At 62.4% G+C, this 19,964-nt stretch carries 17 protein-coding genes; 16 read left to right on the forward strand and 1 reads right to left on the reverse strand.

Going from position 1 to position 19,964, the window contains the following annotated elements; genetic code table 11:
- The first annotated feature begins 67 nt into the window (after nt 1-67).
- The 8 genes from dnaE (at nt 68) to ispD (ending at nt 11,288) form a co-directional block, all read left to right on the forward strand.
- Nucleotides 68-3,589 carry a DNA polymerase III subunit alpha gene (dnaE, locus tag IFT98_RS19195; protein ID WP_192051135.1) on the forward strand — a complete coding sequence of 1,174 codons (3,522 nt, stop codon included), beginning with the start codon at nt 68-70 and terminating at the stop codon, nt 3,587-3,589.
- A gap of 127 nt (nt 3,590-3,716) precedes the next feature.
- Nucleotides 3,717-4,664 carry an acetyl-CoA carboxylase carboxyltransferase subunit alpha gene (locus IFT98_RS19200; RefSeq protein ID WP_185794267.1) on the forward strand — a complete coding sequence of 316 codons (948 nt, stop codon included), beginning with the start codon at nt 3,717-3,719 and terminating at the stop codon, nt 4,662-4,664.
- Between the two features lie 142 nt (nt 4,665-4,806).
- Entirely contained in the window at nt 4,807-6,111 is a 1,305-nt protein-coding gene (gene tilS, locus IFT98_RS19205) for a tRNA lysidine(34) synthetase TilS (RefSeq protein ID WP_192051136.1), read from the forward strand.
- 169 nt (nt 6,112-6,280) lie between these two features.
- Nucleotides 6,281-7,912, forward strand: a complete 1,632-nt coding sequence (locus IFT98_RS19210) for a CTP synthase (RefSeq protein ID WP_122476552.1) — start codon at nt 6,281-6,283, stop codon at nt 7,910-7,912.
- 5 nt (nt 7,913-7,917) lie between these two features.
- The gene (kdsA, locus tag IFT98_RS19215) at nt 7,918-8,763 is read left to right on the forward strand and encodes a 3-deoxy-8-phosphooctulonate synthase (RefSeq protein ID WP_192051138.1); all 846 of its coding nucleotides are present in this window, start codon (nt 7,918-7,920) and stop codon (nt 8,761-8,763) included.
- Between the two features lie 154 nt (nt 8,764-8,917).
- Nucleotides 8,918-10,207, forward strand: coding sequence for a phosphopyruvate hydratase (gene eno / locus IFT98_RS19220; protein ID WP_185794270.1), 1,290 nt, complete (start codon nt 8,918-8,920; stop codon nt 10,205-10,207).
- A gap of 98 nt (nt 10,208-10,305) precedes the next feature.
- Nucleotides 10,306-10,584 carry a cell division protein FtsB gene (ftsB, locus tag IFT98_RS19225; RefSeq protein WP_043185120.1) on the forward strand — a complete coding sequence of 93 codons (279 nt, stop codon included), beginning with the start codon at nt 10,306-10,308 and terminating at the stop codon, nt 10,582-10,584.
- Nucleotides 10,581-11,288 carry a 2-C-methyl-D-erythritol 4-phosphate cytidylyltransferase gene (ispD, locus tag IFT98_RS19230; protein WP_192051140.1) on the forward strand — a complete coding sequence of 236 codons (708 nt, stop codon included), beginning with the start codon at nt 10,581-10,583 and terminating at the stop codon, nt 11,286-11,288. Before ftsB ends, ispD begins: the two co-directional genes overlap by 4 nt.
- A gap of 40 nt (nt 11,289-11,328) precedes the next feature.
- Here ispD and IFT98_RS19235 read toward each other — a convergent pair whose 3' ends face one another.
- Nucleotides 11,329-12,222 (reverse strand): LysR family transcriptional regulator, encoded by an 894-nt coding sequence (locus tag IFT98_RS19235; RefSeq protein WP_192051142.1) that lies wholly within the window; start codon nt 12,220-12,222, stop codon nt 11,329-11,331.
- A 107-nt stretch (nt 12,223-12,329) separates the two neighbouring features.
- Here IFT98_RS19235 and IFT98_RS19240 point away from each other — a divergent pair, with 107 nt between their 5' ends.
- The 8 genes from IFT98_RS19240 (at nt 12,330) to rpoS (ending at nt 19,468) form a co-directional block, all read left to right on the forward strand.
- A complete protein-coding gene (locus tag IFT98_RS19240) occupies nt 12,330-13,442 on the forward strand; it encodes an S-(hydroxymethyl)glutathione dehydrogenase/class III alcohol dehydrogenase (protein ID WP_192051144.1) in 1,113 nt (370 codons plus the stop codon).
- Nucleotides 13,443-13,450: 8 nt separating this feature from the next.
- On the forward strand, nt 13,451-14,293 hold the full coding sequence (gene fghA / locus IFT98_RS19245; protein ID WP_192051146.1) for an S-formylglutathione hydrolase: 843 nt from the start codon (nt 13,451-13,453) through the stop codon (nt 14,291-14,293).
- Between the two features lie 121 nt (nt 14,294-14,414).
- Nucleotides 14,415-14,888, forward strand: coding sequence for a 2-C-methyl-D-erythritol 2,4-cyclodiphosphate synthase (gene ispF, locus IFT98_RS19250; RefSeq protein ID WP_122795096.1), 474 nt, complete (start codon nt 14,415-14,417; stop codon nt 14,886-14,888).
- Nucleotides 14,885-15,943 carry a tRNA pseudouridine(13) synthase TruD gene (gene truD / locus IFT98_RS19255; RefSeq protein ID WP_192051147.1) on the forward strand — a complete coding sequence of 353 codons (1,059 nt, stop codon included), beginning with the start codon at nt 14,885-14,887 and terminating at the stop codon, nt 15,941-15,943. The genes ispF and truD overlap by 4 nt, the downstream gene beginning before the upstream one ends.
- On the forward strand, nt 15,931-16,680 hold the full coding sequence (surE, locus tag IFT98_RS19260; RefSeq protein WP_122795094.1) for a 5'/3'-nucleotidase SurE: 750 nt from the start codon (nt 15,931-15,933) through the stop codon (nt 16,678-16,680). The genes truD and surE overlap by 13 nt, the downstream gene beginning before the upstream one ends.
- Nucleotides 16,681-16,715: 35 nt before the next feature.
- Nucleotides 16,716-17,351, forward strand: a complete 636-nt coding sequence (locus IFT98_RS19265; protein ID WP_185794556.1) for a protein-L-isoaspartate(D-aspartate) O-methyltransferase — start codon at nt 16,716-16,718, stop codon at nt 17,349-17,351.
- Nucleotides 17,352-17,501: 150 nt separating this feature from the next.
- Nucleotides 17,502-18,356: a peptidoglycan DD-metalloendopeptidase family protein gene (locus tag IFT98_RS19270; protein WP_192051149.1), complete on the forward strand. Its 855-nt coding sequence runs from the start codon at nt 17,502-17,504 to the stop codon at nt 18,354-18,356.
- A 107-nt stretch (nt 18,357-18,463) separates the two neighbouring features.
- Nucleotides 18,464-19,468: an RNA polymerase sigma factor RpoS gene (rpoS, locus tag IFT98_RS19275; RefSeq protein WP_192051151.1), complete on the forward strand. Its 1,005-nt coding sequence runs from the start codon at nt 18,464-18,466 to the stop codon at nt 19,466-19,468.
- Nucleotides 19,469-19,964: the final 496 nt, after the last annotated feature.

Below are 19,964 nucleotides of genomic sequence, written 5' to 3' on the forward strand. Positions count from 1 at the left end.
CTGATGTTTTGATCAAGGCCCGGTACAATCCGGGCCTTGTCGTTCTACCGCAACCCATAGGATCAACATGTCGGTTTCCTTCGTTCATCTTCGCCTGCACACCGAATACTCGCTGGTCGACGGCCTGGTGCGGATCAAGCCGCTGGTCAAGGCGCTGGCCGGCATGAACATGCCGGCGGTGGCGGTGACCGACCAGAACAACATGTGTTCGCTGGTGAAGTTCTACAAGGCCGCCATGGGCGCCGGCATCAAGCCCATCTGCGGCGCCGACCTGTGGCTGGCCAACCGCGACCCCGATGGCCAGTTGAGCCGCATCAGCCTGCTGGCAATGAACGCAGTGGGCTATCGCAACATCACCGAACTGATTTCCCGTGGCTTCATCGAGGGCCAGCGCAACGGCCAGGTGATCGTCGAACGGCAGTGGGTGGCCGAAGCTAGTGATGGGGTGATCTGCCTGTCGGCGGGCAAGGAGGGCGAGATCGGCATGGCGCTGCTGGGTGGTTACCCGGGCGATGCCGACAACCTGTTGCGCGAATGGATGGCGATTTTCCCCGAGCGCTTCTACGTCGAGGTGCAGCGGACCAATCGCACCAACGACGAGGAGTACCTGCACGCGGCCGTAGCATTGGCCGACCGTCTGGGGGCGCCGCTGGTCGCCACCAACGACGTGCGCTTCATCAAGCAGGAAGACTTCGAAGCCCACGAAACCCGCGTGTGCATCGGTGAAGGGCGGGCGCTGGACGACCCGCGCCGCAACAAGAACTACAGCGACCAGCAGTACCTCAAGAGCGCCGAGGAAATGGCCGAGCTGTTCAGCGACTTGCCCGAGGCGCTGGAAAACACTGTCGAGATCGCCAGGCGTTGCAACATCGACGTCAAGCTGGGCAAGCACTTCCTGCCCGACTATCCGATTCCCGATGGCATGACCATTGACGAGTACTTCCGCAAGGTCTCGTTCGACGGCCTGGAAGAACGCCTCGCCGTGCTGCTGCCCAGGGACACCACCGAGGATTACGAGGCGCGCCGCCAGGTCTATGTCGACCGGCTGAATTTCGAGCTCGACATCATCATCCAGATGGGCTTTCCCGGCTACTTCCTGATCGTGATGGACTTCATCCAGTGGGCCAAGAGCAACGGCGTGCCGGTCGGTCCGGGGCGAGGTTCGGGCGCAGGCTCGCTGGTGGCCTATGTACAGAAGATCACCGACCTCGATCCGCTGGAATACGACTTGCTGTTCGAGCGCTTTCTCAACCCCGAGCGGGTCTCCATGCCCGACTTCGACGTCGACTTCTGCATGGATGGCCGCGACCGGGTCATCGACTACGTGGCCGACAAGTATGGCCGCAATGCCGTGAGCCAGATCATCACCTTCGGTTCCATGGCGGCCAAGGCGGTGGTGCGCGACGTGGCGCGGGTGCAGGGCAAGTCCTATGGCCTGGCGGACCGGCTGTCCAAGATGATTCCGTTCGAAGTCGGCATGACCCTGGAAAAAGCCTACGAACAGGAAGAAATTCTCCGCGACTTCATCAAGGTCGATGAAGAGGCCGCGGAAATCTGGGACATGGCGCGCAAGCTCGAGGGCGTGGTGCGTAACGTCGGCAAGCACGCCGGTGGTGTGGTAATCGCGCCGACCAAGCTGACCGACTTCGCGCCGATCTACTGCGACGAGGCCGGCGACGGCCTGGTGACTCAGTTCGACAAAGATGACGTGGAAGCCGCCGGCCTGGTCAAGTTCGACTTCCTCGGCCTGCGCACCCTGACCATCATCGACTGGGCGTTGAAGACCATCAACCGCGACCGTGCCAAGGTCGACGAAGCGCCGCTGGACATCGCGTTCATTCCGCTCGACGACAAACCGACCTACCAGTTGCTGCAGAAGGCCGAGACCACGGCGGTGTTCCAGCTCGAGTCGCGTGGCATGAAGGAGCTGATCAAGAAGCTCAAGCCCGACTGCCTGGAAGACCTGATCGCCCTGGTGGCCCTGTTTCGACCGGGCCCGCTGCAGTCGGGCATGGTGGACGACTTCATCAACCGCAAGCACGGCCGCGCCGAGCTGGCCTATCCGCACTCGGACTACCAGTACGAAGGCTTGAAGCCGGTGCTGGCGCCGACCTACGGCATCATCCTGTATCAGGAGCAGGTGATGCAGATCGCCCAGGTGATGGCCGGCTACACCCTGGGTGGCGCCGACATGCTGCGCCGCGCCATGGGCAAGAAGAAACCCGAGGAGATGGCCAAGCAGCGCGGTGGCTTCATTGACGGCTGCGCAAACAACAATATCGACCCGGACCTGGCCGGCAACATTTTCGACCTGGTGGAAAAATTCGCCGGCTACGGTTTCAACAAGTCCCACTCTGCCGCCTATGGCCTGGTGTCTTACCAGACCGCCTGGCTCAAGACCCACTACCCGGCGCCGTTCATGGCTGCGGTACTCTCGGCGGACATGCACAACACCGACAAGGTCGTGACCCTGATCGAAGAAGTGCGCACCATGAAGCTGCGCCTGGACGCGCCGGACGTGAACAATTCCGAGTTCAAGTTCACGGTCAACGACGACGGTCGCATCGTCTATGGGCTGGGCGCGATCAAGGGTGTCGGCGAAGGCCCGGTGGAAGCGATCATCGAGGCGCGCCAGGCCGGTCCGTTCAAGGACCTGTTCGACTTCTGCGAGCGCGTCGACCTCAAGCGCATCAACAAGCGCACCCTCGACGGCCTGATCCGCAGCGGTGCGATCGACCGGCTGGGCCCGCACTTCCACGATGAAACCAAGGCCTACCAGGCCAATATCGACCGCAACCGCGCCGTTTTGCTGTCAGCCATGGAAGGGGCGATCAAAGCAGCGGAACAGACTGCACGCACCCACGACAGCGGCCACGACGACCTGTTTGGCGGGGTGTTCGTCGAAGCCGATGCCGATGTCTATGCCAGCCACCGCAAGGCCAAGGAACTCACGCTCAAGGAGCGGCTGCGCGGCGAGAAGGAAACTTTGGGGCTGTACCTGACCGGGCACCCGATCGACGAATACGAAGGCGAGATCCGCCGCTTCGCACGCCAGCGCATCATCGACCTCAAGCCTTCGCGCGAGACCCAGACGGTGGCCGGCATGGTCATCGCCCTGCGGGTGATGAAGAACAAGAAGGGCGACAAGATGGGCTTCATCACCCTCGATGACCGTTCGGCACGTATCGAGGCGTCGCTGTTCGCCGACGCCTTCATGTCCGCTCAGTCGCTGCTGCAGACCGATGCCATGGTGGTGGTGGAAGGGGAGGTCAGCAACGACGATTTTTCCGGGGGGCTGCGCCTGCGCGTCAAGCGCGTGATGAGCATGGAGGATGCGCGCACCAACCTGGCCGAAAGCCTGCGCCTCAAGGTGCACGCCGATGGGCTGGGGGGTGACCGGCTGAGCTGGCTTGGCGAATTGTGCCGCCAGCACCGTGGCGCCTGTCCGATCACCATGGAGTACACCAGCAGCAATGCCAAGGCGACGCTGCAGTTCGGCGAAGGCTGGCGCATCGACCCTGCCGACAGCTTGATTCAAGCGCTGCGTGACCAGTTCGGCCGCGAGAACGTCTTTCTGCAATATCGTTGAACTGGCCCTGCGGGGCGGGTTCGACCACAATTAATAAACTCGACCTGAACGCGCCGTTTCCTTTAAGGTATGGCGCCAAACGGATCAACCGGCCGGCCGCTTGGCCGTCGACCCAAGACGGATGCCTATGAACCCGAATTTTCTTGATTTCGAACAGCCGATCGCGGACCTGCAAGCCAAGATCGAAGAGCTGCGCCTGGTAGGCAACGACAATTCGTTGAACATCGGCGACGAGATCTCTCGCCTGCAAGACAAAAGCCGCACGCTGACCGAAAGCATCTTCGGCAACCTGACCAGCTGGCAGATTGCCCGGCTGGCGCGTCACCCGCGCCGCCCGTACACCCTGGACTACATCCAGCACATCTTCAGCGAATTCGATGAGCTGCACGGTGATCGGCATTTCTCCGACGACGCTGCCATCGTCGGTGGTGTCGCCCGCCTCGACGACCAGCCGGTGATGATCATTGGCCACCAGAAAGGCCGTGAAGTGCGCGAGAAAGTCCGTCGCAACTTCGGCATGCCGCGCCCTGAAGGCTATCGCAAGGCCTGCCGCCTGATGGAAATGGCCGAGCGCTTCAAGATGCCGATCCTCACCTTCATCGACACGCCGGGCGCCTATCCGGGTATCGATGCCGAAGAGCGCAACCAGAGCGAAGCGATTGCCTGGAACCTGCGGGTGATGGCGCGGCTGAAGACGCCGATCATCGCCACGGTCATTGGCGAAGGGGGCTCCGGTGGTGCGCTGGCCATCGGCGTCTGCGACCAGCTGAACATGTTGCAGTATTCGACCTATGCGGTGATTTCGCCCGAAGGTTGCGCGTCGATTCTGTGGAAGACGGCCGAAAAGGCGCCGGACGCCGCAGAAGCCATGGGTATTACCGCTGAGCGCCTGAATCACCTGGGCATCGTCGACAAGGTGATCGATGAGCCGCTGGGTGGCGCACATCGCGATCCGGCCGCTGCCTCGGCCCTGATTCGCGCCGAACTGACCAGCCAGCTGGACATGCTCAAGGGTTTCGACACCGAGACCTTGCTCGGCCGCCGCTATGACCGGTTGATGAGCTACGGGTTGTAAGGTCCGAGATCGCGGCGCGCCCTTCGCGGGCAGAGCCCGCTCCCACCTTCGTCCATTGTGGGAGCGGGGCGGGCGGCAGAGGCCTCTGCCCGCGAAGGCAGCACCGCCGATCCTGATTCATGCACCAGAAAGGGGTCGCCCCATGCGTGAACCCTCCGCCCTGGCCCAGCGCTTGAGCAACAGGTTGCAGCCTTATCTGCAAGCCCCTGCCTGGTACGTCGCCTTCTCCGGCGGTCTAGACTCCACCGTCCTGCTGCACCTGTTGGCCAGCGCGCCCAACCGTCCGGCGTTGACCGCCATTCATATCCATCACGGCCTGCAAGCGGTCGCCGACACCTGGCCTGCCCATTGCCAAGCCCTTTGCGATCAGCTCGATGTGCCATTGCGCATCATCAGGGTTCAAGTCGAAACCGGTGCCAGCCTGGAGCAAGCCGCGCGCCGGGCGCGCTATCGCGCTTTCGATGCGCTGCTCGGCGCCGCTGATGTGCTGTTCGCCGCCCAGCACCAGGACGACCAGGCCGAAACCGTACTGTTTCGTCTGCTGCGCGGCGCTGGCGTGCGAGGGCTTGCGGCAATGCCCAGGCAGCGACCGCAGGGGCAGGGGATACTGGTCAGGCCGTTGCTTGACGAGCCTCGCGCCGAATTGCTTGGCTACGCGCGCAGCCACGATCTGCAGTGGATCGAAGACCCTTCGAACGGCGATACGCGCTTTTCTCGCAACTATCTGCGCGGCAAAGTCCTGCCCGTGATCGCGGCGCGCTGGCCCCAGGCTGCCAGCAGCATCGTCAGGGCCGCCGCGCACTTGAGCGAAGCGGCGCAGCTGCTGGATGAGCTGGCCGCCGCGGACCTTGAGCCTGCGCACGCAGCGGCCGAGCTTTCCTGGCTGGCATTGCCCAGCCTGGCCCTGGCGCCGCTTCGCACCCTGTCCGAAAGCCGTCAGCGCAATGCCTTGCAGTACTGGCTTGCACCCCTGACGCGCTTGCCCGACACCCAGCATTGGGTAGGCTGGACGTCCTTGCGAGATGCGGATCCCGCAGCAACGCCCCTCTGGCGCTTGGCCGACGGCGAGCTGCACAGGGCCCACGGGCGGATCTGGTGGGTCAGTGGCCAATGGTCGCAGGCCCAGCCCTCCTGTCAGGATTGGCCAGACACCGAACACGCCTTGCAGCTGATCGGCAACGGCGAAGTGCATTGGCAGGGCGGCCCGTTGCCGGGGCATGCGCAGATCCGCTACCGCCAGGGCGGCGAGCGCCTGCGCCTGCCCGTTCGCGGCGAGCGTGACCTCAAGCGCTTGCTCAATGAAAGCCGGCTGCCGGGGTTCGTGCGCGATCGTCTGCCGCTGCTGTTCATCGACGACCGCTTGGTCGCCGTGGCCAACCTGCCGCTGTCCGCCATCGAAGGTCGACTGCTCTGGTCGCCCACAACCGGCGAGCAGAGTTTGAGATGAAAGGGGGAATCCGGTAGACTACGCTCCCTTCTTGATACAACTTCTGTGAGCCCACCGGATTCACGGACGTTGCCGATTGCCAAACCGTTTTTGGCCGTCGGGGGCTTCGGCCTTCCTTCGCTTTCCCCGGCGGCTTCTGCCGCTTTAACGCAGACTTCTAGGGTTTTTCATGACGCGCTACATCTTCGTCACGGGCGGTGTTGTTTCTTCATTGGGGAAAGGCATTGCCTCGGCTTCATTGGCGGCCATCCTGGAGGCGCGGGGGCTCAAAGTCACCATGCTCAAGCTGGACCCGTACATCAACGTCGACCCGGGCACCATGAGCCCGTTCCAGCACGGTGAAGTGTTCGTCACCCACGACGGCGCCGAGACCGACCTGGACCTGGGCCACTACGAGCGGTTCATCCGCACGACCATGACCCAGAACAACAACTTCACCACCGGCCGCGTCTACGAGCACGTGCTGCGCAAGGAGCGCCGTGGTGATTACCTGGGCGCGACCATCCAGGTCATCCCGCACATCACCGACGAGATCAAGCGGCGCATCATCAAGGGCGCCGGCGATGCCGACGTGGCCATGGTCGAGATCGGCGGCACCGTTGGCGACATCGAATCCCAGCCGTTCCTGGAAGCGATCCGCCAGCTGCGTTTCGAGGTCGGTGCCAAGCGCGCCATGCTGATGCACCTGACGCTGGTCCCCTACATTGCCACCGCTGGCGAGACCAAGACCAAGCCGACCCAGCATTCGGTCAAGGAACTGCGCTCCATCGGCTTGCAGCCTGATGTGCTGGTGTGCCGTTCCGATCACCCGATCGACACGTCGTCGCGCCGCAAGATCGCTCAGTTCACCAACGTCGAAGAGCGTGCAGTGATTGCCCTCGAAGACGCCGACACCATCTACAAGATCCCGGGCATCCTGCACTCTCAGGGCCTGGATGACTTCGTCGTCGAGCGCTTCGGCCTGCAGTGCGGCGGCGCCGACCTGTCCGAATGGGAAGCGGTGGTCGATGCCAAGCTGAACCCCGAACACGAAGTGACCATCGCCATGGTCGGCAAGTACATGGAACTGCTCGATGCCTACAAGTCGCTGATCGAAGCGATGAGCCATGCCGGCATCAGCAACCGCACCAAGGTCAACCTGCGCTACATCGATTCCGAAGACATCGAGAACCAGGGCACGGCCCTGCTCGAAGGCGTCGACGCGATTCTGGTGCCCGGCGGCTTTGGCCTGCGTGGCGTGGAAGGCAAGATTACCGCCGTGCAGTACGCTCGCGAGAACAAGGTGCCGTACCTGGGTATCTGCCTGGGCATGCAAGTGGCAGTCATCGAGTTCGCTCGTAACGTCATGGGCTGGAAAGACGCCAACTCCACCGAATTCGATCGCGCCAGCGGCCATCCGGTCGTCGGCCTGATCACCGAGTGGGAAGACGCCACCGGTGCCGTGGAAACCCGTACCGAAGCCTCCGACCTGGGCGGCACCATGCGCCTGGGCGCGCAGGACTGCCAACTGGTCGGCGGCTCCAAGGTCCACGATTGCTACGCCCGCGACGTGATCGTCGAGCGTCATCGTCATCGCTACGAAGTGAACAACAACCTGCTGCCGCAACTGGTCGAAGCCGGGCTCGTCGTCTCCGGGCGCTCGGGTGACGGCGCGCTGGTCGAAGTGGTCGAGTCCAAGGACCATCCGTGGTTCGTGGCCTGCCAGTTCCACCCCGAGTTCACCTCGACGCCGCGTGACGGTCATCCGTTGTTCACCGGCTTCGTCAAGGCAGCATTGGCTCAACATCAGAAGAAGGCCTGATTACCATGGCGCAGAAGATCATCCGCGTTGGTGACATCGAGATCGCCAACGACAAGCCGTTCGTGCTGTTCGGTGGCATGAACGTGCTGGAATCACGCGACATGGCCCTCAAGGTCTGTGAAGAGTACGTGCGTGTGACCGACAAGCTTGGCATCCCCTACGTGTTCAAGGCCAGCTTCGACAAGGCCAACCGTTCTTCGGTGACCTCCTACCGCGGCCCCGGCCTGGATGAGGGCATGCGCATCTTCGAGGAGATCAAGAAGACCTTCAACGTGCCGCTGATCACCGACGTTCACGAGCCTGAACAGGCCGCCGTGGTCGCCGAAGTCTGCGACATCATCCAGTTGCCCGCCTTCCTCTCGCGCCAGACCGATCTGGTGGTGGCCATGGCCAAGACCGGCGCGGTGATCAACATCAAGAAAGCCCAGTTCCTTGCACCGCAGGAAATGAAACACATCCTGACCAAGTGCGAGGAAGCCGGTAACGACCAGTTGATCCTCTGCGAGCGCGGTTCGAGCTTCGGCTACAACAACCTGGTAGTGGACATGCTCGGCTTCGGCATCATGAAGTCGTTCGAGTACCCGGTGTTCTTCGACGTGACCCACGCCCTGCAGATGCCGGGCGGTCGCAGCGACTCGGCCGGTGGCCGTCGCGCCCAGGTCACCGACCTGGCCAAGGCTGGCCTGAGCCAGGGCCTGGCCGGTCTGTTTCTGGAAGCCCACCCGGACCCGGACAACGCCAAGTGCGACGGCCCCTGCGCGCTGCGCCTGGACAAGCTGGAACCGTTTCTTGCCCAGCTCAAGGCGCTGGATGAATTGGTCAAAGGTTTCCCGGCGATCGAAACGGCCTGATTGCGGTAAAGTAGTGCCCGATTTGTTGTGGTGAACCTTTCGCGGGCAGAGACCCGCTCTCACACGGCTCCATGTGGGAGCGGGTCTCTGCCCGCGAATGGGCCACCAAGACCCCCGCTGCGTCGTTCTCGTCTACTTTGGAGTGTTCATAACAATGGCAAAAATCGTCGACATCAAAGGTCGTGAAGTTCTCGACTCCCGTGGCAACCCTACCGTGGAAGCCGACGTGCTTCTGGAAAACGGCATCATCGGCAGCGCCTGCGCACCGTCGGGCGCTTCCACCGGTTCGCGCGAAGCGCTGGAACTGCGTGACGGCGACAAGAGCCGCTACATGGGCAAGGGCGTTCTGAAGGCTGTGGCCAACATCAATGGCCCGATTCGCGATGCGCTGCTGGGCAAGGATCCGGTCGACCAGAAGGGTCTGGATCACGCCATGATTGCCCTGGACGGGACCGAGAACAAGGCTTCGCTGGGCGCCAATGCCATCCTCGCCGTGTCCCTGGCCGCTGCCAAGGCCGCCGCGCAGGATCAGGACCTGCCGCTGTACGCGCACATCGCCAACCTCAATGGCACGCCGGGCGTCTACTCCATGCCCGTGCCGATGATGAACATCATCAACGGTGGCGAGCATGCCGACAACAACGTCGACATTCAGGAATTCATGGTCCAGCCGGTCGGCGCCAAGACCTTTTCCGACGCCCTGCGCATGGGCACCGAGATCTTCCATCACCTCAAGGCGGTATTGAAGGCTCGCGGCCTGAGCACTGCCGTGGGTGACGAAGGTGGTTTCGCGCCGGACCTTGCGTCCAACGAAGACGCCTTGAGCGCCATTGCCGAAGCCGTCGAGAAAGCCGGCTACAAGCTGGGCACCGACGTGACCCTGGCACTGGACTGCGCTGCCAGCGAATTCTTCGAAAACGGCACCTACGACCTGGCCGGCGAAGGTCACAAGTTCGACGCCGAGGGTTTCGCCGAATACCTCAAGGGCCTGACCGAGCGCTATCCGATCATCTCGATCGAAGACGGTCTGGACGAATCCGACTGGGCCGGCTGGAAGATCCTCACCGACAAGATCGGCGAAAAAGTCCAGCTGGTGGGTGACGACCTGTTCGTGACCAACACCAAGATCCTCAAGGAAGGCATCGACAAGAAGATCGCCAACTCGATCCTGATCAAGTTCAACCAGATCGGTACCTTGACCGAAACCCTGGAAGCCATCCAGATGGCCAAGGCTGCCGGCTACACCGCGGTGATCTCGCACCGTTCCGGTGAAACCGAAGATTCGACCATTGCCGACCTGGCCGTGGGCACCGCTGCCGGCCAGATCAAGACCGGCTCGCTGTGCCGTTCGGACCGTGTTTCCAAGTACAACCAACTGCTGCGTATCGAAGAGCAGTTGGGTTCCAAGGCGATCTATCGTGGTCGCGACGAGTTTCGCGGCTAAGCAATAGATGGTAGAAAGACGACATGCGGAGCCTGGCGGATGCCAGGCTTCGTGCTATCTGGTCGCAGAGTTGAAGTTTTTTACCACTGGGTAACGTGATGCGCAGTCCTTATTGGTTGTTTCTTGTCTTGCTTCTGCTCTTGGGTGGTTTGCAGTATCGCCTGTGGGTCGGAAACGGAAGTCTCAAGCAGGTAGCCGAGCTGAAACAGCAGATCGCCGAACAGCATGCCGAGAACGAACGGCTGCTGGAACGCAATCGCGTGATGGACGCCGAAGTACTCGAATTGAAAAAGGGCATGGAGACCGTCGAAGAACGCGCTCGCCATGAACTGGGCATGGTCAAGGAGGGTGAAACCCTCTACCAGTTGGCCCAATGAACACCTCGCTGCCAGCCTTCTGGGCAGTGATTCCGGCCGCCGGCGTGGGTGCGCGCATGGCAGCGGACCGCCCCAAGCAGTACCTGACCTTGGGCGGTCGCACGATCCTGGAACACAGCATCGACTGTTTCCTCGGCCATCCACAGCTCAAGGGCGTGGTCGTCAGTATCGCCGCCGATGACCCCTTCTGGCCCGATCTGCCCAGTGCCAGCAACGAGCTGATCCAGCGCGTGGCCGGTGGTCGCGAGCGTGCCGACTCGGTGCTCAACGCCTTGCTGCATTTACACGCCCAGGGCGCCGACGGCAGTGATTGGGTGCTGGTGCACGATGCGGCGCGGCCCAACCTTTCTCGCACCGACCTCGACAAACTGCTTGCCGAGCTGGCTGATGACAGCGTCGGCGGCTTGTTGGCCGTGCCGGCGCGGGACACGCTCAAGCGTGCCGATGCGGCTGGGCGGGTTCAGCACACGGTGGATCGCAGCACGATCTGGCAGGCGTTCACGCCGCAGATGTTTCGTCTGGGCGCCCTGCATCGAGCTCTGGCTGATAGCCTGGTGGCCGGAGTGGCGATTACCGACGAGGCCTCTGCCATCGAGTGGGCCGGTTTCGCACCGAAGCTGGTGGAGGGCCGGGCGGACAACCTCAAGGTGACCCGGCCGGAGGATCTGGAGTGGCTGCGCCAGCGCTGGGCGATGCGTGGCTGAAGGGTGGGGCGCGGGCGTGGTTCGCGGCCGATGGCCGCTCCTACAGATACTCTGGCCTCTCGGCCAACCCTTCTCGCAGATAATCGACCAGCTTCCTGATCTTCGGCGACAAGTGCCGCTGTTGCGGATAAAGCCCCCACACCGCCGTGTTGGGGGGTTGATGCGCTTCGAGCAGCGACACCAGCGCACCGCTGCGCAGGTGTTCGAGCACATAGTAATCAGGCAACTGACACAGCCCCACACCCTGCAGCGCCGCTTCGAGCACCGCCTGGCCACTGTTGCAGCGCCAGTTGCCCTGCACGCGTTGTGCCTGCTCCTTGCCATCGACCTGTAGCGCCCAGATATCCGAACTGCCCACCAGGCAGTTGTGCCGCGTCAATTCCGACACGCTGTGAGGCCGTCCGTAGCGCGCCAGGTAGTGCGGTGAGGCGCACAGGAACATTCGCCGCGGCGCCAATCTGGTTGCCACCAATCGCGAGTCCTGCAGGCGCCCCAGGCGGATGGCCAGGTCGAGGCCTTCGTGGAGCAGATCGAGGGTGCGGTTGCTCAGCTCGATCTCCACGCGCAGTTGCGGGTACAGGCCCATGAAGCGCGTGACCAGCGGCACGATGAAGCGCTCGCCATAGGCCACGGCGCAGGTCAGGCGCAGCAGCCCCTTGGGTTCACCGGTCAGATCGCTCATGGCGCGCCAGGCTTCGTCGCGGCCGTCCTGCAGCCGTTGGCAATGCTGGAGGAATGTCTGCCCTGCCTCGGTGAGCGCTACCCGGCGCGTGCTGCGATAAAGCAGGCGGGTCTGCAGGCGTTCTTCCAATCGGGCGATCTGGCGGCTGACGTGCGACGACGACACGCCCAGCCGCTGCGCAGCGGCCGTGAAGTGCACGCACTCGGCCACCGCAACGAACTCGTCGATACCCTCCCAGCGGTTATCAGTCATTCGATTATCCCTGTATGGCATCAATGTTTTGCGCAAGCGGCGATTATTCCGTATCCGTCCATGAATTACACTGTTGGCAGTCCCGTTCATTTCAGGAGCAAGCATTGATGATCAAGTCCCGCGCCGCGGTTGCATTCGAAGCCAACAAACCATTGGAAATCGTCGAGATCGACGTGGCCATGCCCAAGGCAGGCGAAGTCCTGCTGCGAGTGGTTGCGTCGGGTGTCTGCCACACAGACGCCTACACCCTGTCGGGTGCGGATCCTGAAGGCATCTTCCCGTCGGTGCTGGGCCACGAAGGCGGCGCCATCGTCGAAGCGGTGGGCGAGGGTGTCACTTCGGTTGCGGTGGGCGATCACGTCATTCCGCTGTACACGCCCGAATGCCGCCAGTGCAAGTTCTGCAAGTCGGGCAAGACCAACCTGTGCCAGGCCATTCGTGCCACTCAGGGCAAGGGCCTGATGCCGGACGGCACCACGCGGTTCTCCTACAACGGCAAGCAGCTGTTCCATTACATGGGCACCTCGACGTTCTCCGAGTACACCGTGTTGCCGGAAATCTCGGTAGCCAAGATCGACAAGCAGGCGCCGCTGGAAAAGGTCTGCCTGCTGGGCTGTGGCGTCACCACCGGTATCGGCGCCGTGCTCAACACGGCCAAGGTCAAGCCGGGTGATACGGTGGCCGTGTTCGGCCTGGGCGGTATCGGCCTGTCGGCCATCATCGGTGCGGTCAAGGCCAAGGCCGGTCGCATCATCGCCGTCGACATCAACCCAAGCAAATTCGAGATCGCCCGCCAGCTGGGTGCAACCGACTGCATCAATCCCAAGGAATATGACCGGCCGATCCAGGAGGTCATCGTCGACCTCACCGACGGCGGTGTGGATTTTTCCTTCGAGTGCATCGGCAACGTGCAACTGATGCGTGCGGCGCTCGAATGCTGCCACAAAGGCTGGGGTGAGTCGGTGATCATCGGCGTTGCCGGTGCCGGCCAGGAAATTGCCACGCGTCCGTTCCAGCTGGTCACCGGGCGGGTCTGGCGCGGTTCGGCATTCGGTGGCGTGCGCGGCCGCACCGAGTTGCCCAGCTACGTCGAAATGGCCGAGAGCGGGGAGATTCCGCTGGACACCTTCATCACCCACACCATGGGCCTGGAAGACATCAACAAAGCGTTCGACCTGATGCACGAAGGCAAGAGCATTCGCTCGGTCATCCACTTCTGAGGTCTGCCATGAGCCTGGAAAACCTGTCCTGCCAGAAGAGCTTCGGTGGCTGGCACAAACGCTACAAGCACCGCTCCAAGGAGCTGGGTTGCGACATGACCTTCGCCGTGTACCTGCCGCCGCAAGCGGAGCAGGGCGGCAAGTTGCCGGTGCTGTACTGGCTGTCGGGGCTGACCTGTACCGACGAGAATTTCATGCAGAAGGCCGGCGGCCTGGAGCTGGCCGCCGAACTGGGCTTGATCATCGTCGCGCCCGACACCAGCCCACGCGGGGCGGGAGTGCCGGATGATCCAGACCAGGCATGGGATTTCGGTCTGGGTGCCGGTTTCTATCTGAATGCTACCGAGCAGCCGTGGGCGCAGCATTACCGCATGCATGACTATGTGGTGCATGAGTTGCCCGCCCTCGTGGAAGCGCATTTTCCTGCCTCGGACAAGCGCTCCATCAGTGGCCATTCCATGGGTGGCCACGGGGCGTTGGTCTGCGCGCTGCGCAATCCGGGGCGGTATCGGTCGATCTCGGCGTTCTCGCCCATCAGCAATCCGATGGATTGCCCCTGGGGCCAGAAAGCGTTTTCCCATTACCTGGGCGAGGAGCGCTCGCGTTGGCGCGAATGGGATGCCAGCGTGCTGATCGCCGATGCGGCGGAACATCTGCCGCTGCTGGTGGATCAAGGCGATCGCGACGACTTCCTGGAGAGCCAGCTCAAGCCCCAGGCTCTGACCCAGGCAGCCAAGTCGGCCGGCTATGCACTGACGCTGCGCATGCAGCCGGGCTATGACCACAGCTACTACTTCATCGCCAGCTTCATCGATGACCATTTGCGTCATCATGCAAAGGCCTTGAAGTGACTGCGCTGGCGCCCTCTGCCCGCGAAGGCGCCAGCACAGTCAACTGCAGATGTTTTGATCCGCCCAACCTGCGCCAAAGCAGGTAGAATCACGCCCTGACTCAATCGGGGCGTTTTTTTCTATGCGTATTGGCCACGGCTACGACGTGCACCGTTTTGCCGAGGGTGACTTCATTACCCTGGGCGGCGTGCGAATCCCACACAAGTTCGGCCTGCTGGCCCATTCCGACGGCGATGTCGTACTGCATGCCTTGAGCGATGCCTTGCTCGGTGCGGCTGCCTTGGGCGACATCGGCAAGCATTTTCCCGACACCGATCCGCAGTTCAAGGGCGCGGACAGCCGCGTACTGTTGCGTCACGTGCTCGCGGTAGTGGCAGGCAAAGGCTGGAAAGTCGGCAATGTCGACGCCACCATCGTCGCCCAGGCGCCGAAAATGGCGCCCCACATTGAAACCATGCGGGAACGGATCGCCGCCGATCTGGGCGTGGAACTCGATCAGGTCAACGTCAAGGCCACTACCACCGAAAAGCTCGGGTTCGCCGGGCGCGAGGAAGGTATCGCCGTGCATGCGGTCGCCTTGTTGCTGCGCGCATGACCGAATTCGAATTGCTGGGTCCGCGGGCCACGGGCGACAGCCTGGGCAGCGCCGTACTCAAAGCCAGCGCCGAAGACTTTCAGGTCGACGAAGTGCTGGACATCCCCTTGGCCGGCCAGGGCGAACACCTCTGGCTCTGGGTCGAGAAACGCAACCTCAATACCGAAGAAGCTGCCCGACGCCTGGCCAAGGCCGCTGGCGTGCCGCTGCGCACGGTCAGCTACGCGGGCCTCAAGGACCGTCAGGCGCTTACCCGGCAGTGGTTCAGTCTGCATCTGCCAGGCAAGGCTGACCCGGACCTGAGCGCAGCGCAAAGCGACACCCTGGCCATCCTCAAACAGGCTCGGCACTCGCGAAAACTGCAACGCGGTGCGCACTCGGCCAACGGCTTTACCGTGCGTTTGACCGCGCTCAAGGCCGATCGGGCCGCGCTCGATGCGCGCCTTGAAGCAATCAAGCAGACCGGCGTACCGAATTATTTCGGTACCCAGCGCTTCGGTTTCCAGGGCGGCAATGTGTTCGACGCCCAGCAGTATGCGGACCGCCAGGCGCTGCCCGAGCAGCGCAACGTGCGTTCGCGACTGCTCTCCACAGCGCGCAGTTTCCTGTTCAACCAGATACTCGCCGCGCGCGTCGCCGACGGTACCTGGAATCGCGCGCAGGTCGGTGATCTGCTGGCGTTCACCGATAGCCGCAGTTTCTTTCCGGCCGGTGAAGCCGAATGCAGCGACCCGCGACTGGACATCCTCGATCTGCATTCCACCGGTGCGCTGTGGGGTGAAGGCGCTTCGGCAGCCGGCGGCCACTGTGCCGAGCTGGAAAACACCATCGCCGGCCAGCACCCGGCGCTGTGTGCCTGGCTCGCCAGAGCGGGTCTGGTGCAGGAGCGGCGCATTCTGCGGCTGCCCATCGGCGAGCTGACGTGGCATTATCCCGAGCCTGACATCCTGCAGTTGCACTTCGTCCTGCCGGCCGGTTGCTTCGCCACTGTCGTGGTGCGCGAACTCGTCGATCTGGTGCCGACAGGGCAGACGGAAAGTCCATGCGTATTCTGATTTCGAACGATGATGGGGTCACGGCCCCCGGCCTGGCCGCGCTTTACGACGTGTTGCATGACTATGCCCAGTGCACGGTGATTGCGCCCGACCAGGACCGTAGCGGCGCCAGCAGTTCGCTCACGCTGGACCGGCCACTGCATCCGCAGACCTTGCCCAATGGCTTCATCAGCGTCAACGGCACACCCACCGACTGCGTGCACCTGGGCCTGAACGGACTGCTGCCCTTCGAGCCCGACCTGGTGGTTTCGGGTATCAACCTGGGGGCCAACCTGGGCGATGACGTGCTGTATTCGGGCACGGTGGCCGCTGCCCTCGAAGGGCGTTTTCTGGGGCATACCTCGTTCGCTTTCTCGTTGCTGTCCCGTCAGCCCGAACACCTGCCGACGGCGGCGTACTACGCACGCAAGCTGATCGAGGCCCGTGACCAGTTGAACCTGCCGCCTCGCACCGTGCTCAACGTGAACATTCCCAACCTGCCGATCGAGCGGATCCGCGGCATGGTCCTGACCCGCCTGGGCCATCGGGCCAGGGCCGCGGCGCCGATCCGCATGGTCGACCCACGGGGCAAGCCGGGCTACTGGATTGCGGTGGCCGGTGACGCCGAGGATGGCGGCCCGGGCACCGATTTCCACGCGGTCATGCAGGGCTACGTGTCGGTGACGCCCCTGCAACTGGATCGCACCTTCAACGAGGCCTTCGGCCACGTTCAAGGCTGGCTGGAGGGGCTCGGCTGATGCGCCACAGAGACAATCAGCACCACGGCATCGGCATGACTTCGCAGCGCACGCGTGAACGCCTGATTCAGCGCCTGTGCGACGAAGGCCTGGCCAACACCCAGGTGCTCGAGGTACTGCGTCGCACGCCACGCCACCTGTTCGTTGACGAAGCCCTGGCCCACCGCGCCTACGAAGACACCGCACTGCCCATCGGCCACAACCAGACCATTTCCCAACCCTACATGGTTGCACGCATGAGCGAGCTGTTGCTGGCGGCGGGCCCATTGGACAAGGTCATGGAGATCGGCACCGGCTCGGGCTACCAGACCGCCGTGCTGTCGCAACTGGTCGAGCGGGTGTTCTCGGTCGAACGGATCAAGGTACTGCAGGATCGCGCGAAGGAGCGCCTGCAGACGCTCGAGCGACGCAACGTGGTCTTCCGCTGGGGCGATGGCTGGGAAGGCTGGCCGGCCCTGGCACCGTACAACGGCATCATCGTTACCGCAGTGGCGACCGATGTGCCCCAGGCCCTGCTCGATCAGCTCGCGCCCGGTGGCCGACTGGTGATCCCGGTGGGCTCCGGCGACGTTCAGCAACTGATGTTGATCGTACGCGAAGAACACGGGTTCTCCCGGCATGTTCTGGAGGCCGTGCGGTTCGTGCCGTTGCTCAATGGTCCGCTGGCGTGACCGGCACGGCCTCCTGCAGTGAATTCTGCGCGGCGCCGTCTGTCTGACAGCGGGTCATGGCGCAGGTATGGCCACAGCTTGCACCCATGCGCCTTGTAGTCGAGTAGCGAAGTTGGATATTTTCTTGTCACCACAACAAAGGAGCGGCGGGTGAGCCTCACAATCATTGGGCAGCGTGCAGGTAGTTCGAGCGTCAAGCTCCTGATGCTCGGGGTTGCGGTCGCAGCCTTTCTGTCCGGCTGTTCCAGCACCTCCAGCCAGGTCAGCGTGGTCGATCGCAACAACGCGGCCAAAGCGGCGCAGCGACAGCCCGTGACCACAGGCCAATACGCAGTCAGGCGAGGCGACACGCTGTTTTCCATCGCCTTTCGCTACGGCTGGGACTACAAGGCCCTGGCTGCGCGCAACAACATTCCCGTGCCCTATACCATCCGCCCAGGCCAGGTGATTCGCTTCGACGGCAACTCGGGCGCGCCAGCCACCACCGTGGTGACCACCCAGAGCGGCGCTTCGGCGTCTTCCTCGAGCCGCACCACCGTCACCCGCCGTCCGCTCACGCCGACCCCGGCTGCCACCAGCAGCGTTGCCATTCCCGTGCCTTCGCCCACTCCGGTACCTGCCGGCGAGCGCACCCAGGGCGGCTGGGCGTGGCCGGCAAACGGTGTTTTGATCGGAAAATTCGCTTCAAACGGCAGTTTGAATAAAGGAATTGATATCGCCGGTGATTTGGGACAGCCTGTTTTTGCTGCGTCTGATGGTGCGGTGGTCTACGCCGGGAGTGGTTTGAGGGGCTACGGCGAATTGGTCATCATCAAACACAGCGATACCTACGTCAGTGCCTACGGTCATAACCGCAGGTTGTTGGTTCGGGAGGGTCAGCAGGTCAAGGTCGGTCAGACAATTGCCGAAATGGGTTCAACGGGGACGGACCGGGTGAAGCTGCATTTTGAAATTCGCCGTCAAGGCAAGCCCGTAGATCCGCTGCAATTCCTGCCACGTCGTTGATTTGCACTACCAGCCTGTTCCTCCACGTAGTGGGGACGGGCTCACGCGCTGCCATGGAGATTGGCGCCGCTGGAGCTTGAGGTCGAACTCAGCAAAGGACTATAACAATGGCTCTCAGCAAAGAAGCGCCGGAGTTTGACATCGACGATGAGGTGCTCCTTATGGAACCCCACGTCGTATTGGATGTGATGTCGAACGAAGAACCTGCTGCACCTGCGGTTCGCACCAAGGCACGCAATTCCACATCGCTCAAACAGCATAAATACATCGACTACACCCGGGCGCTCGATGCGACCCAGCTGTATTTGAATGAAATCGGTTTTTCACCTCTGCTTTCTCCCGAAGAAGAGGTGCATTTCGCACGACTTTCCCAGAGCGGCTGCCCGGCCGGTCGCAAACGCATGATCGAAAGCAACCTGCGCCTGGTGGTCAAGATCGCCCGCCGGTATGTCAATCGTGGCCTGTCATTGCTCGATCTCATCGAGGAGGGCAACCTCGGGCTGATTCGCGCGGTCGAAAAATTCGACCCCGAGCGCGGTTTCCGATTCTCGACCTATGCCACCTGGTGGATCCGGCAGACCATCGAGCGGGCGATCATGAATCAGACCCGGACCATCCGCCTGCCGATTCACGTGGTCAAGGAGCTCAACGTCTACCTTCGTGCCGCGCGCGAACTGACCCAGAAACTCGATCACGAACCGTCCCCGGAAGAAATCGCCAACCTGCTCGAGAAGCCCGTGGGCGAGGTCAAGCGCATGCTTGGGCTCAACGAGCGGGTATCCTCGGTGGACGTGTCGCTCGGGCCTGATTCGGACAAGACCTTGCTCGACACCCTGACCGATGACCGGCCCACCGACCCCTTGCAGCTGCTGCAGGACGACGACCTTTCGCAGAGCATCGACCAGTGGCTGTCCGAGCTGACCGACAAGCAACGTGAGGTGGTAGTCCGCCGCTTCGGCCTGCGTGGCCACGAAAGCAGCACCCTGGAAGATGTCGGTCTGGAAATAGGCCTGACCCGCGAGCGTGTGCGACAGATCCAGGTGGAAGGCCTCAAGCGGCTTCGCGAAATACTTGAGAAGAATGGGCTGTCCAGCGAGTCGTTGTTTCAATAGACGCCGTCACCGCATGACTTCAACGCCCCTTTTTCAAGGGGCGTTTTTATTGTTGGCTACGTTGCAGTTCGGTGTTGTCAGTGTTCACTGTGACCTTGTGTAAGCCTTTGGCTATTTATCCAGTCAAAGTTTTGTAAGTTGGAACTCTTGTCTATCTAACTGTACGTTCTTGAACACATTATTCAATAAGCTGACACCGAAGTCAGATTATGATGGGAATTATTCGCGGTTGCCCTGCGCACAGGATCCGTTAGTATCGAGTTGTGTTCAGGGACGACACAGGTGCTCAGGATCGAGCGCCCAAAAGGGATATCGCAGTGACGCGATTCATCAGGACGATGACAGGGATAAAAGGGACAGGGAAAGGTGGGCGGCTCATTACCGCCCCTTTTTTTTGACTTTTTTTTGAGGGGCAGAGCAAGCGACCAGCCCTTCGAGCGGACGTCACCTCAGTGGCAGACGTCGCGAGCGAACAGGGTTGTCTCGGGGCAGGTCA

It is taken from the genome of Pseudomonas sp. CFBP 8770 (genome assembly GCF_014841705.1).
GTDB lineage: Bacteria > Pseudomonadota > Gammaproteobacteria > Pseudomonadales > Pseudomonadaceae > Aquipseudomonas.

Excerpts from the sequence above, each read along its gene's own strand:
- dnaE (WP_192051135.1), top strand. The coding sequence starts at position 68 with ATGTCGGTTTCCTTCGTTCATCTTCGCCTGCACACCGAATACTCGCTG.
- IFT98_RS19200 (WP_185794267.1), top strand. The coding sequence starts at position 3,717 with ATGAACCCGAATTTTCTTGATTTCGAACAGCCGATCGCGGACCTGCAA.
- tilS (WP_192051136.1), top strand. The coding sequence starts at position 4,807 with ATGCGTGAACCCTCCGCCCTGGCCCAGCGCTTGAGCAACAGGTTGCAG.
- IFT98_RS19210 (WP_122476552.1), top strand. The coding sequence starts at position 6,281 with ATGACGCGCTACATCTTCGTCACGGGCGGTGTTGTTTCTTCATTGGGG.
- kdsA (WP_192051138.1), top strand. The coding sequence starts at position 7,918 with ATGGCGCAGAAGATCATCCGCGTTGGTGACATCGAGATCGCCAACGAC.
- eno (WP_185794270.1), top strand. The coding sequence starts at position 8,918 with ATGGCAAAAATCGTCGACATCAAAGGTCGTGAAGTTCTCGACTCCCGT.
- ftsB (WP_043185120.1), top strand. The coding sequence starts at position 10,306 with ATGCGCAGTCCTTATTGGTTGTTTCTTGTCTTGCTTCTGCTCTTGGGT.
- ispD (WP_192051140.1), top strand. The coding sequence starts at position 10,581 with ATGAACACCTCGCTGCCAGCCTTCTGGGCAGTGATTCCGGCCGCCGGC.
- IFT98_RS19235 (WP_192051142.1), bottom strand. The coding sequence starts at position 12,222 with ATGACTGATAACCGCTGGGAGGGTATCGACGAGTTCGTTGCGGTGGCC.
- IFT98_RS19240 (WP_192051144.1), top strand. The coding sequence starts at position 12,330 with ATGATCAAGTCCCGCGCCGCGGTTGCATTCGAAGCCAACAAACCATTG.
- fghA (WP_192051146.1), top strand. The coding sequence starts at position 13,451 with ATGAGCCTGGAAAACCTGTCCTGCCAGAAGAGCTTCGGTGGCTGGCAC.
- ispF (WP_122795096.1), top strand. The coding sequence starts at position 14,415 with ATGCGTATTGGCCACGGCTACGACGTGCACCGTTTTGCCGAGGGTGAC.
- truD (WP_192051147.1), top strand. The coding sequence starts at position 14,885 with ATGACCGAATTCGAATTGCTGGGTCCGCGGGCCACGGGCGACAGCCTG.
- surE (WP_122795094.1), top strand. The coding sequence starts at position 15,931 with ATGCGTATTCTGATTTCGAACGATGATGGGGTCACGGCCCCCGGCCTG.
- IFT98_RS19265 (WP_185794556.1), top strand. The coding sequence starts at position 16,716 with ATGACTTCGCAGCGCACGCGTGAACGCCTGATTCAGCGCCTGTGCGAC.
- rpoS (WP_192051151.1), top strand. The coding sequence starts at position 18,464 with ATGGCTCTCAGCAAAGAAGCGCCGGAGTTTGACATCGACGATGAGGTG.